11 protein-coding genes are annotated in these 12,810 nt (G+C 68.1%); 3 read left to right on the forward strand and 8 right to left on the reverse strand.

What is annotated here, in order from left to right:
- Positions 1 to 5: 5 nt before the first annotated feature.
- Complete coding sequence (locus ACFC0O_RS08705; RefSeq protein WP_375955016.1) at positions 6 to 2,138, reverse strand: CocE/NonD family hydrolase; 2,133 nt, start codon at positions 2,136 to 2,138, stop codon at positions 6 to 8.
- Between the two features lie 232 nt (positions 2,139 to 2,370).
- Here ACFC0O_RS08705 and ACFC0O_RS08710 point away from each other — a divergent pair, with 232 nt between their 5' ends.
- Together ACFC0O_RS08710 and ACFC0O_RS08715 are read left to right on the forward strand one after the other, a co-directional pair.
- Entirely contained in the window at positions 2,371 to 3,936 is a 1,566-nt protein-coding gene (locus ACFC0O_RS08710) for a YfcC family protein (protein ID WP_375955017.1), read from the forward strand.
- Positions 3,937 to 3,961: 25 nt separating this feature from the next.
- On the forward strand, positions 3,962 to 5,296 hold the full coding sequence (locus tag ACFC0O_RS08715) for a hypothetical protein (protein WP_375955019.1): 1,335 nt from the start codon (positions 3,962 to 3,964) through the stop codon (positions 5,294 to 5,296).
- On the opposite strand, the gene ACFC0O_RS08720 is transcribed toward ACFC0O_RS08715, so the two are convergent.
- From ACFC0O_RS08720 to ACFC0O_RS08740, 5 genes are all read right to left on the reverse strand, one after another.
- Positions 5,237 to 6,400, reverse strand: a complete 1,164-nt coding sequence (locus ACFC0O_RS08720; protein ID WP_375955021.1) for a class I SAM-dependent methyltransferase — start codon at positions 6,398 to 6,400, stop codon at positions 5,237 to 5,239. The two genes, ACFC0O_RS08715 and ACFC0O_RS08720, sit on opposite strands and share 60 nt — an antisense overlap.
- 12 nt (positions 6,401 to 6,412) lie before the next feature.
- A complete protein-coding gene (locus ACFC0O_RS08725; protein ID WP_364629992.1) occupies positions 6,413 to 7,390 on the reverse strand; it encodes a class I SAM-dependent methyltransferase in 978 nt (325 codons plus the stop codon).
- A 48-nt stretch (positions 7,391 to 7,438) separates the two neighbouring features.
- Positions 7,439 to 8,206 carry an enoyl-CoA hydratase-related protein gene (locus ACFC0O_RS08730; RefSeq protein WP_375955023.1) on the reverse strand — a complete coding sequence of 256 codons (768 nt, stop codon included), beginning with the start codon at positions 8,204 to 8,206 and terminating at the stop codon, positions 7,439 to 7,441.
- A gap of 77 nt (positions 8,207 to 8,283) precedes the next feature.
- Complete coding sequence (locus ACFC0O_RS08735) at positions 8,284 to 9,105, reverse strand: NUDIX hydrolase (protein ID WP_375955025.1); 822 nt, start codon at positions 9,103 to 9,105, stop codon at positions 8,284 to 8,286.
- 10 nt (positions 9,106 to 9,115) lie between these two features.
- Positions 9,116 to 10,339 (reverse strand): MFS transporter, encoded by a 1,224-nt coding sequence (locus ACFC0O_RS08740; protein ID WP_375955027.1) that lies wholly within the window; start codon positions 10,337 to 10,339, stop codon positions 9,116 to 9,118.
- Positions 10,340 to 10,421: 82 nt separating this feature from the next.
- Between ACFC0O_RS08740 and ACFC0O_RS08745 the strand changes: the two genes are divergently transcribed.
- On the forward strand, positions 10,422 to 11,294 hold the full coding sequence (locus ACFC0O_RS08745; protein WP_375955029.1) for a LysR family transcriptional regulator: 873 nt from the start codon (positions 10,422 to 10,424) through the stop codon (positions 11,292 to 11,294).
- A gap of 1 nt (position 11,295) precedes the next feature.
- On the opposite strand, the gene ACFC0O_RS08750 is transcribed toward ACFC0O_RS08745, so the two are convergent.
- Positions 11,296 to 11,748, reverse strand: a complete 453-nt coding sequence (locus tag ACFC0O_RS08750; protein ID WP_375955031.1) for a MoaF N-terminal domain-containing protein — start codon at positions 11,746 to 11,748, stop codon at positions 11,296 to 11,298.
- 205 nt (positions 11,749 to 11,953) lie between these two features.
- Positions 11,954 to 12,787: an ABC transporter ATP-binding protein gene (locus tag ACFC0O_RS08755; protein WP_364629979.1), complete on the reverse strand. Its 834-nt coding sequence runs from the start codon at positions 12,785 to 12,787 to the stop codon at positions 11,954 to 11,956.
- Positions 12,788 to 12,810 lie beyond the last annotated feature (23 nt).

Below are 12,810 nucleotides of genomic sequence, written 5' to 3' on the forward strand. Positions count from 1 at the left end.
GCCGATCAGGTGAGATCGCGCGGGACCGTGGTGGTCCAGGTGCGGGTGTAGACCTGTTCGCCGTGTTCGAGGGCGATGAGCTGGTTGGTTACCAGGTAATCGGTTGCGGTGCAGGTCATTACGCTGCGGGTGCGGATCTCGGTATCCCAGTCGGCGCGGCCGATGGCGTCGGTGCGTTCGCATTCGACGCGGGCCGAGAGCGGGTCGCCTTCGGTGAGGGTGAAGCGGTTGAGTTCGGTTTCGGTGCGGGTGAGGCCGTCGGTGCGGTCCACGGTGGTGCCGTCGGAGTAGGTGATCTCGACGGTTTGGGTGTGCGAGATCGCGTCCCAGTGTACGGATTTCGTCGCGGGGACCTCGACCGAGTCCAGCGGGCTGGGCGGATCGGGGCGGGGTGGCGGTTCGGGGTCGCCGTCGCGATCAGGAGCCGGGGTGCGTACGGGTAGGCGCAGGATCGCGTCATCCAGAGCCAGTGCGACGGTGACGGGTTCGGGTGAGGGCCAGAGCCAGGGCCAATAGGACGCGGAGATGGCGAGTTGGATACGGCTGCCCGGCCCGAAGGCGTGACCGGTGGCGACCAGCGGCACGCGGACGCGGTAGTCCTCGCCCGGGATCAAAGGCGCTGGGAATTCATGCGATTCGCGATGGGTGAGATTGAGAACGCCGGTGGTGACCAGGCGCGCGGACTCGTCGGCGGTGACCTCGCACAGGCGCACGGCCAGCTGGGCACACGGTCGATCCGCCGAGACGGTCAACTCCACCTCGGGTAGGCCGAGGATCTCGAGCCGCTCGGCCAGCGGCGCGGAGGTGAAGGTGTGCGAGCGGCCATTGTCACCGGCCTGATCTTCGGGGCGGCCCGCCAGATCGCCGTACTGAAGCACACTCCCCGCCGCAGCTCCGACGGTGCGAGCGGAAACCAGTTGTGCGCGTGCGCCATTCGACCCGCCGACGGTCCTACTGCCCGATCCGTCATTCGAACCGACAGCGGGAGCACTACCCGATCTACTATTCGAACCGACAGCGGGAGTGCTACCCGATCCGCCATTCGAGCCAGCCGCGGGAGTAGTCCCCGATCCACGGTTCGAATTGGCTGCGGTGGCCGCGCCCAGGGTGAGCGCGCTGCCGGTGAGCGCGCAGGTTCGGGGCTTGATATCGGGTGCGGGCCACGATGGTTCGGTGATCCAGCGGCCGGGGCGTTCTTCGATATCGCTGCCGAAGGGGGCCGGATCGGGCATCCAGGCGCGCAGGGCGGGGAGGGTGTTCGCGCCGTTGTCGATGCCGCGCAGGTGGTGGTCGAACCAGCGGAGGCATTCACCGATGAAATCCATGGCGGGACCGGGGGCAGCCTGGTGGGGGTAGGTGTGCGCCCAGGGGCCGATCAAACCCTTTGCGGGAGCGTCGAGTTCGGCGAGCAGGCGCAGCACCGCGCCGCGGTAGGGATCGGACCAGCCGCCCACCGTGAGCACGGCGGCGCGAATGGCGCTCGGATTCTCGATGACCGAGCCGTGTTTCCAGAACGCGTCGCGGCGCTGGTGTTCGAGCCAGGCTCCGATATAGGCGGGGGTGCGTTCCATGCGGTCGAACCAGGCCGCGCGCCAATCGTTTCCGTAGACGGCCGGGTCCTGGGGCCGGGCGTTGTAGCAGAGCATGGTGGCGGCCCAGGGCAGCATTTCCGAGGCGAGTAGCGAACCGCCGCTGTAGTGCACGTCATCGGCGTAGCGGTCATCGGTCGAGCAGACGGTGACGATCGCCTTCAGTTCCGGCGGATCCAGGGCGGCGATCTGCAGACCGTTGAAGCCGCCCCAGGATTTGCCGATCATCGCGAGATTGCCGTCGCACCAGGGCTGTTGGGCGAGCCAGGCCAGTACCTGCACGCCGTCGTCGAGTTCGACGGCGTGGTACTCGTCGAGCATGATGCCCTCGGAATCGCCGCTGCCCCGGCTGTCCACGCGCACGGCGGCATATCCGGCGCGCGCGAACGCGGCATGCAGGGTGATATCCCGGGCGGCGGTGCCGTCGTTCTTGCGATAGGGGATGTACTCCAGGATCGCCGGTTGCGCCGTATCGACATCGGCGGGCAGCCATACCCGCGCCGCCAGGCGCACACCGTCGCGCATCGGTATCCACAGATGCCTGATCACTCGGACAGGGTGAGCGGCGATCGTTTCGGACTGGGTCATCCAGCAGGTCCCTTCGGGTGTGCCGCTCCCGAAGGCGAGAGCGATCCATGATCCGGACAGGTTTGCCACTGCGTTGCCTGAAGCCTAAACCACCTCAATTGGAGCACCTTGTTCCCCGCCCACAGCGGGTCGCGCAGAAGTAGCTGCGCGTCGCTCCGAGGGGTTCGGACCGGGGGCTGGGAGGGTGATCGACATGACCTCCGGCTCACCGAATCCGGACGCCGAGTCCGCCGCCGATCCGGCATCGGACCCGGACGCCGTGCCCGATGCCGGTGGCAGGCACCGCCGGAAATTCGAATTCCCCAGCGCCATAACGGTGCTCGCCGCGGTGCTGCTGGTGGTGTGGTCGCTGTCGTTCATCATTCCGAGCGGCGTCTACGACCGGGACGCGGCGGGCAATCCGCTGCGCGACACCTATCACCGCGTCCCCGCGCCGCAGGACCTCATGGCACGGATCTCCGATTTCTTCATGGCCCCGGTCAACGGCCTCTACGGCGTGCAGGATCCGCAGACCGGGCAGGTCTCCCCTTCGGCGGTCGGCGCGATCTACGGCAGCGTCGGGGTGTTCCTGTTCGTCCTGGCCATCGGCGCGTTCATCACCGTCGTCTTCGCCACCGGGGCCCTCGATACGGGTATCGCGCTGCTGGCGCATCGGCTGCGCAATCGCGGCTGGCTGCTGGTCGCCGGAATCATGGCGCTGTTCGCCCTGCTCGGTTCGGTGGAGGGCTGGGCCGAGGAGACGCTCGGTTTCTACGGGCTGATCGTGCCGCTCATGCTCGCGCTGGGCTATGACCGGCTCGTCGCCAGTTCGGCGATCCTGCTGAGTTCCGGTGTGGGAGCGCTGTGTTCGACGGTGAACCCGTTCGCCACCGGTGTCGCCTCGGCCGCGGCGGGGGTGTCCATCGGCGACGGCATCGTGCTGCGCACGGCCATGCTGGTGGTGCTCACCTCGGTCACCATCGGCTATGTGCTGCGCTACGGGCACAGGGTGCGGCGCGATCCGGCGACATCGCTGGTGGGTTTCCTGCCCGGGGATCGATCCGGCGGCGCACCCGGCGAGGTACCGCCGCTGACCGGCACCCAGCGCGCGGTATTGGCCGTGCTCGCACTGAGTTTCGCGCTGATGATCTTCTCGGTGATCCCGTGGTCCAGCGCCATCTCCGGTGATCCGAAGGCCGAACCGTACCGCTGGGAACTGGGCTGGTCCTTCCCGCAGCTGTCGGCGCTGTTCATCGCCGCGGCGGTGCTTGTCGGGGTGATCGCCCGGCTCGGGGAGAAGAAACTCACCTCGCTGCTGACCCAGGGCGCGGGCGATTTCATCGCGCCCGCGCTGGTGGTGGCGCTGGCCCGCGGCGTCGCGGTGATCATGAACAATTCCAAGATCACCGATACCGTGCTGCACGCGGTGCAGAACGCGGTCACCGGCACCTCCTCGGCACTGTTCGCCGAACTGGTGTGGGTGGTGAACCTGCCGCTGGCCTTCCTGATCCCCAGCACCTCCGGGCACGCCACCCTGGCCATGCCGGTGCTCGCGCCGCTGGCCGGATTCGCCGGTGTGCCAACGTCATTGGTGGTCACGGCGTGGGCGGCCTCGAACGGCTTCATGAACCTGTGGATTCCGACCAGCGCGGTCATCATGGGCGGTCTCGCGCTGGCGAAGGTCGGCTACGACACCTATCTGCGGTTCATCGCCCCGCTGCTGGCGATCCTGGCCGTGCTCATCGCGGCCTTCCTGATGCTCGGCGCGTGGATCAGCTGATGGATCGCCGATCGAAGGGATGCGGATGAATCGCCGGAGCACCCTCTGGGGCATAGAGATCCGCTGGAACATGCTGGTTCGCGTCTCGGCGGTGTACACGGCGACGGCCACGGCGGGTCTGGCGATCATGATGCCGGTCAGCTACGGCTGGTACGGATTACCGCCCTACAAGGTCGATCTCATGATTCGCAGCGTGCCGCGCGCGATGGAATCCGGTGCCATGGTCGCGGTGCTCGCGGCGGCGCTGGTGGTCGGCATCGGCAGCGCCCGCGCGGCCTGGTTCGCCACCACCCTGGGGCTGCTCGGCATTCTGGCCAATCACGCCGGATTGCCGTGGGTCGACATCGATTCGCTGACCACGTTCAATTTCATCGATTCGCTGTGGGCGGGAGTGATCGTCGGCAGTCTCGCACCGGTGGTGTGGACGAGCCGAAAGGCCACGAGCGTCTACCTTTTCGGCGTCATCAGCTCGGCCGCGCTCGGCAATATCGTGCAGCGGCCCGCGGCCGGCGGCGACCTCAATCCGATCGAGCGCGTACTCGGTGACGCGCCACCGGTCTGGCTGATCGTGCTGGCGCTGGTGTTGATCGGGCTCGGACTGCTCATTCGCGCGATCGGATTTCCGGTGGCCCCGCCCGATGAGCGGGTATCGCTCGCGACCGTCGTCTCCGGCGCGATCGTGATCTTCAGTGTGGCGATGACCTCGAAATGGCTCTCGCACAGCGGTGCGCATCCGGCGGTCGTGGTGATCGCGGTGCTGGTGGTCATCACGGGCAGCGCGATCTCGGCGTTCATGCTGCCCGGGCGCGACGGTATCCCGGTGCTGTTGCTGGTGGCGTTCGCCGCCGCCGCGAGTGCGACGGTGACCGTACCGCGCCCGTGGTGGGCCGATGCGCTGGTCATCCTGGCGGTGGGGCTGGGGCTGGCCGCGGCGCGGCGCTGGCCGCTGCCGCCGGTGGCGATCTCGCTGTCGTTCGCGATGGCGCTGGTCGCCATGATTCTCGCGCTGGTCACCACGCCGGGGCAGGTGAGTTCGGTGCTCGGGGTGGTGTGCATCGGCCTGGTCGGCGGTTACAGCGTGGCGGCCGCGCTCCCGGCCCTGGCGACCAGCATGGTGGTGGCCATCGGGGCGCTGTTCGTGCCGTCCGCCGCGGTGGCCCTGCGCGGTCGCCTGTTCGGCCGGGTCAGCTACTCCCCCGGGTGGTATCGGGTCGCCCCCGCGCCGCACGATCCGGTGCCCGCCTATGCCGCCCTGGGCATCGCGATCGGCTGCGGTGGCGTGATCTACCTGCTGTACCGGCTACGGAGTGTCGCAGAGAAAGACGGTGGCGGTCTTGCCTATCCGGGTAATAACCAGTGAGTGCGGTTGTTTCCCACGGGGTTTGAGCTTGGCTCGCAGCGCGTCCGGATCGAGATCGACACCGCGGGTGAGGATTTCCAGTGGGCCGCAGTCCCGCCGGTGCAGTTCGGCGCGCAAGGGCTTCTCCCGGAACTCCATGCGGTCGAGGATGCGGAAGCCGCGCATCCCCTCGGGAACGGTATCGCCGGTGAGGTAGGCGATACGCGGATCGAGTTGCCACAGACCGTGTTTGGCGGCGTAGTGCCGCACCAGTCCGGCCCGGATGACCGCACCGTCCGGATCGATGATCCATGCGCCGGGCTCGCGCTCGGGGATATCGTCCGGTTCGGCATCGGTCAGGATCTCCGGCGGGCGCGAGCTGGAAAGCACTGTGGCGCGGCGGGTTACGCCCGCCTCCGCCAGTCCCGGTGACCACAGACAGGCTTCGCGCACCGCACCGTCCAGGGACGCGACCTCGATCTCCCCCGCCCAGGCGAGGGTGTCGAAATCCAGTCCGGGAGCGCACTTCACGGCCAGATCCCGGCCCGCGTACGCCGCCAGGAGATCCGGCAGCGGCGGTTGCAGTTTCGCCGGATCGTGGGTGCGGCGGCCGTCCGCGCGGCGGGCCGGATCCGCGATCACCACCTCGGCGGTACTGCACGGCCGCAGCGCATCGGCCTTGGCCAGCAATACATTCCGGGCATTCGAGAGATTGTGCGCGGCAATGGACAGCCGGACGTCATCGAGATCGCTGCCGATGACCGCCGGGCAGACCCGCGCCAATTCGGCGAGTTCGGCTCCGATGGAACAGGTCACGTCGTGGACGCTGCGGCCCTTCAGGCGTTCGGCGCGATGCCGGGCCACGGCCGTCGGCGTGGCCTGCTGGAGAGCGTCATCGGTGAACAGCCATTCCCCCGCATCGGAGAGTTTGGCGGTGGCGCGGCGGCGCAGGCGGACGGTCTCCACCAGGGCGGCCGCGCGGTCACCGTGCGCGCGGCGGATCTGTTCCAGATCCCGCAGCAGCGAGGCCGGGGTCAGCGCGAACGCGCCGACCTCGGCCAGCGCGGCCGCACCGGCCGCGCTGCCCAGGTGGGCGACGTCATCACGAGAGAAGGCGTAGCCCACCGGGTTTCGGTCCTACTTGGCCGAGACGCCGGGCTTCACGCCGGTGATCATGGCGTTGTAGAAGAACTGGCGGGGCACGATATGGCGCATGACCTTCTCGTCCAGCCAGCTGAAGCCGAGCCAGGCGCGGTACTGCGCCATGCGGTAGCCGATGGTGAGCTTCTCGGCGGGCACCGCCGCCTCGAAGGTGCGCACCGGCCAGCCCCACAGGGCGGCGGCGAACTCTTCGGTCTTGGCCTGCACCTCGACGGCGCCGGCGCTGCGCGCCATGGCCTCGAGATCCGACGGATCGAAGGTGTGCAGATCGACGACGGCCTCGAGGGCGGCCGCGCGCGAGGACTCGTCGAGCTCCTCCTGCGGGCGACGCCAGTCCTTGAGGAACGGCAGCTTGGTGATCTCGGTGGTCACCTTCCAGGTGGCCTGGCCCAGGCGGCGCGCGTAGATATTGCCGATGGTGGTCGGCTCACCGGCGAAGACGAAACGCCCGCCCGGCTTGAGTACGCGCAGGCACTCCTTGAGCGCCAGCTCCACATCCGGAATGTGGTGCAGCACAGCGTGTCCGCACACCAGATCGAAGGTGTCGTCCTCGTACGGGATGGTTTCGGCGTCGGCGACCCGGCCGTCCACGTCCAGGCCCAGGTTCTGGCCATTGCGGGTGGCGACCTTGACCATGCCCGGGGACAGGTCGGTGACCGAACCGCGCTTGGCGACACCGCCCTGCATCAGGTTCAACAGGAAGAAGCCGGTGCCGCAACCGAGTTCGAGAGCCCGCTCGTACGGCAGCGGGGCATCCGGCACGACCGCGTCGAAGCGGCCGCGCGCGTATTCGATACAGCGCTCGTCATAGGAGATGGACCATTTGTCGTCGTAGGTCTCCGCTTCCCAATCGTGGTAGAGCACCTGCGCGAGCTTGTTGTCGGAATACGCGGCCTGGACCTCCGCCTCGGTGGCGTGCGGGTTCGGCGCGGGGTCTTCAGGACGAACGGTCATAACAGGGCAGCCTAATGAATACCCCGGTGGGGCCGGTTATCGGCCCGGCTAACGGCCTGTGAACGAGGCCGCACCTGGACCATCGGCCAAATAAGAACGCGTTCCAACCTGCTGATCTTCGGTGCCGAACAGCGCGGTCCACTCGGTGCGCGCGCGATCATGCCCGTGCGTACCCGCCTCGAAGACCCGCTTCGCGGCAGCCAAGGCGAGGGCCGGACCGCCGGTGAATTGCCGCGCCCAGCGCAGGGCCGCGGTGAAGACGTCATCGGGGGCCACGACCTCGTCGACCAGGCCGATCTTCGCGGCTTCCTTCGCATCGACGAAGCGGCCGCTGTAGACCAGATCCTTGGCCTGCGACGGGCCGATGAGCAGGCTCAGGCGGCGGATGCCCGCGACCGGGATCAGGCCCGCCTTGATCTGCGGCAGGCCCAGTTTCACGTTGTCACCGATAATGCGGCGATCCGCGCCCAGCGCCAGTTCCAGTCCAGCGCCGAGCGCATAACCGCTGATGGCCGCGACCGTCGGCTGCGGCAGCCGGGCCAGGCAGCTCAGCGCCGCCTGGAAATCCTTGACCACGGCCTCGGCCTGCTCGGGTGTGAATCCGGCCAGTTCGGCCATCTCATCGCCCGCGGAGAACACCCGCTCATCGCCGTACACGACGACCGCGGAGACGCTCGCGTCCGCGGCGATCTCGTCGGCAGCGGCCGCGACCTCGAGGGCCACTTGCAGATCGATCAGATTCATCGGCGGGCGCGCGATGCGGAGCACGGCAATGCCCTCCGCCACACCCCGGTCCACGGTCACGAATTCGGCCACAGCGGTCACCCTACTTCCGTCCAACCGCCCGGTCCGACACCGGTCGCCGCGCGCCACGGGTGAAACCGGACGCGCTCTCACTCCGGGCGCTGCGAACCACGCAGGCGGGCGTTCTCCGGGAGATCGGCGAAGTAGCGGTCCGCGTGCGGGAACGCCAATGCGAGCTTCGCCTCGGGGTCATAGATCGGCATGATCGGATCGATGGTCCGGACCGCCGCCAGAATGGCGGCGGTGGAATCGAATTCGCGCAACGCCACCAGTTGGGTCCAGGTCGGCGGCAGCAGCACGTCCAGGCCCTGCTTCCAGCGGTCGATGCCCTCGTCGGGGGTGCACCAGGTGACCACATCGGCCTCGGTGGTGGCACCGTCGGCGAGCTGTCCCTCGGGCAGCACGGCCACGAAGAAGCGGGTGTCATAGCGGCGCGGTTCCACCACGGGGGTGATCCAGTTGTCCCACGGCCGCAGCAGATCCGCGCGCAGCACCAGGTTCTCGCGGGTCAGGAATTCGGCGAAGGAGAGTTCGCGGCGCTCCAGCTGCCCGCGCGCCTCGGCGTAGACCGAGGTGTCGGTGACGACCGTATCGGCGGTCGGCCCCGCGAGCAGCACACCGCATTCCTCGAAGGTCTCGCGCACCGCCGCGCACACCAGGGTCTGCGCGCGCCCGGCATCGGTGCCGAAGCGCTCGGCCCACCAATCCGCGTCCGGCCCGGCCCATTCCAGGGTCACCGCGGCGTCTGAGCGGTCCACGCCGCCACCCGGGAACACCGTCATACCGGCGGCGAAGGCCATGCCGACGACGCGCCGCTGCAGGAAAACCTCGGGTCCGCGCGCGCCATCGCGCACCAGCATCACCGTGGAGGCGTCCTTGACGGGCGCGACGGCGGGAACAGTCTCACTCACCTTTCGCACCCTAACGGTTGCTAGGGCGCCTGGCGAACATCCCCCAGAGCGCGAGCGCCAGCACCGTCGCACCGATACCGATTCCGCAGATCAGACCCCATCCCCCGGCCTGGTACGCGGAACCCGCCGTCACCGAACCGGCCACGCCGCCCAGGAAGTAGGTGACCATGTACGCGGTCGTGAGCCGACTGCGCGCGGCCGGATCGAGCGCGTAAATGGCGCTCTGATTGGACAATTGGATGCCCTGCACGCCGAAATCGAACACCAGCAGGGCGATGATCAGCACCCACACATTGATCCCGCCCCAGGCCAGCAGCCCCCATCCGATCAGCACGGTCACCCACACCAGCGTGGTCACCATGCGCAACCGGCCCTGATCGGCCAGGCGTCCCACGATCGGCGCGCCCAGCGCACCGGCCACACCGGCCAGCCCGAACAGGCCGATGACGAATTCCGAATAGTGGTACGAACTGGACCCGGAACCCGCGAGCAGGAACGCCAAACCGGTCCACATGCCCGAAAAGCAGGCCATGGCAAGGAATCCCAGCGCCATGCGCTGTCGCAGCACCGCGTGTTCGCGAATCAGGCCCAGCACCGAGGCGAGCACCTCGGGATAGCTCTCCTCGGTTGCCGCCCGCCCGGTCGCGGGCACCAGCAGGTACACGCTGATCGACATGATCAGCTGGATCGCGGCGGCCACCAGCAGCACCCCGCGCCAGCCCGCGAATTCGGCGATGGCTCCGGAGATGACCCGCGACAACAGGATTCCCAGCAGCAACCCGCTCATGACCGTACCGACGATCTCGCCGCGCTTATGCGGATCTGCCAGCGCCGAGGACCACGGCACCACCACCTGTGCCGCCGACGCCGTGACACCGGTGGCGAACACGCCGAGCAGCAGTAGCGGCAGATTCGGCGCGGCGGCGGAAAGGCCCAGCGCCACAACCGAAACAGCGAGCAGTCCCGGCACCATGCGCCGCCGCTCCAGGAAATCCCCGAGCGGCACCAGTAGTGCGACACCGCTCAGGTAGCCCACCTGCGCCGCGCTGACCAGCAGGGCCGCCGCCACCGACGAGACGCGCAGATCGCTCGCCACCTGGTGCAGCAGCGGTTGCAGGTAGTAGAGGCAGGCGGCGGACGAACCCGCCGTGACCGCGAACACCAGCACGGTCAGGCGAGTCAGCGGCGAGGACACGGCGTCCGGGGCGTCAGGACGAGCGGGCGAAATGGTCACGTATTCATGGTCCGATCTGAGGCGCATCAATGGAAGCGATGAGTTTTGATGGAGCCATCTACGGAATCGATAGACTGGCGCGGTGGAGATCCGGCAGATCGAATGTTTCCTCGCCTGCGAGCAGGAAGGGTCGTTCACCGCCGCCGCGCGCACCCTGAATCTGGTGCAGTCGGCGGTGTCGACCAGCGTCGCCAAACTCGAGCGCGAACTCGGGGCGCGGCTGTTCGATCGCACCCCGCACGGGCTGCGACTCACCGACGCCGGGCGCGAGGCCGTGGCACCGGCCCGAATCATGTTGCGGGCCAGGCACGATATCGCCGACGGCATCGACCGGGCCCGGGGTCAGGTGCGGGGTGAGGTGGTGATCGGCAATTTCATGAATATCCACACCCTCGATTACGCGAACATCATCTCGGAACTGCGCGTGCGCTATCCGGAGGTGACTTTGCAAATGCGGCAGAATATTTCGGGAGTGCGCGGCAATATCGCCGGATTGCGCGACGGCAGTCTGGAGATCGCGCTGGTCGCCGGGATGACCGAGGAGATCGAGGGGCTGACGATGTATCCGATCAGCTCGGAGACCATTGTGCTGGGCACCGCGCCCGGCCATCCGCTGGCGGGCCGCCCCTTCGACGCGGCGGATCTGGCGGGTATCCGATTCATCGATTTCGCGCCCGGCTGGGGTATTCGCGGCGTGGCCGACGCATTGTTCCCCGAACGCGACAGCGTGATCGAAGTGGCCGATCAGGTATTCGCGATGGAATTGGCCGCCAAGGATTTCGGCGTCCTGCTGATACCGCGCTCGACCGCCGCGACCACCGATTCCATCGTCTGGTCCGAACGCGCGGGCACGCCCATTCCCTGGCATCTCGCGGTCGCGCACGATGCCAATCGCACCCCGTCCAATGCCGCGCGCATCGTCATCCGGGCGCTGTGCCGCTGCGATCGGGAGTGACTCAATCGATCAGGTGCACCGAGCCGCTGCGGGTTTCGATGGCGACCGGTGCGGTCGCGCCGTCCTGGCGGGACCAGGTGCCGCGCACCTTGCCGGTGCGGAAGTCCTGCACCTGGCTGATCACCGCGGCGCTGGCGTCATCGGTCCAGGTGACCAGGAAGATGCCGGGTTCCACGGCGGCCACCGCCACCGGCGAGGTGGTCTTGCGCCCGGTATCGGCGGCCACATAGGTGAGCGTGCGCCCGTCGCCGCCGAAGGTCGCGGTGCCGCCGGACCCGCTGTCATAGGTGAGTTGTACGGTCTTGCCGACCAATTCGGCGGGAATCGCGGCGGGCGCCAAGCCCTCCGCCGATTCCGAGGGTGAGAGTTTGTGCGGCGGTGCGGGATCCGCGGCACAGGCCGCCGCCGCCAGCGCTACCGCCATGAGCGCCACGATCCCGAGTGTGCGACCCACCCCTGCTCCCTCCGCCCGCGCCGAACATTCGCCACAGAGTGGCGATGCGTCGGCGATTGCATCGACAGACCAGTTCAACGCTGAAACTGGAGATATTGCCGACAGTTTGCCCGCTGTCGGCAACCGATGCAATGGCAGCGCGCCGGACAAGCGCGAACCGGATCCAGCGGTTGCGGTACCGGATTCAGCGGTTGCGGTGCCGGACTCAGCGGTTGCGGTGCCGCCCGAAACGCTGTGCGCGGCGCGCGAAATAGCGGCCGTCGATCTTGTCCAGCGCGATCGACTGCCGGAACGCCTCGCTCAGATTCTCGGCGGTGAGCACATCGGTGAGCAGCCCCTGCGCCACCACACTGCCCTCATTGAGCAGCAGGCCGTGCGTGAACCCGGGCGGAATCTCCTCCACGTGATGGGTGACCAGCACCGTCGCGGGCGCGTCCGGATCGGCCGCCAGATCGCCGAGCCGCTCCACCAATTCCTCACGCCCGCCCAGATCCAGCCCGGCGGCGGGCTCATCGAGCAGCAGCAGTTCCGGATCGGTCATGAGCGCGCGGGCGATCAGCACCCGTTTGCGCTCACCCTCGGACAGCGTCCCGTAGGCACGATCGGAAAGATGTTCCGCGCCCAGGCTTTCCAGAATGTCGACGGCGCGATCGGTGTCGATGTCGTCATAGCGCTCCCGCCAGCGGCCCAGGACCGCGTATCCGGCGGACACCACCAGATCGGACACCTTCTCATCGACCGGAATGCGCCCGGCGATCGCGGCCGAGGACAGGCCGATGCGCGGTCGTAGTTCGTTCATATCCACTTTGCCGAGGGTCTCCCCCAGCAGATTGGCGGCACCCGACGTGGGGAACATCTCGGCGGCGGCCATGCGCAGCAGTGATGTCTTGCCGGCGCCGTTGGGGCCCAGCACTACCCAGCGTTCGTCGAGTTCCACCTGCCAGGTGACCGGTCCGACGAGCGTATGGCCCGAACGTCGGACGGTGACATCGTTGAAGTCGATGAGCAGATCGGGATCCGGTTGCGGCACGGGGTCCATCTTGGCCCACCGCCCTGGACGCT

It is taken from the genome of Nocardia sp. NPDC056100, from assembly GCF_042266325.1.
Lineage (GTDB): Bacteria > Actinomycetota > Actinomycetes > Mycobacteriales > Mycobacteriaceae > Nocardia.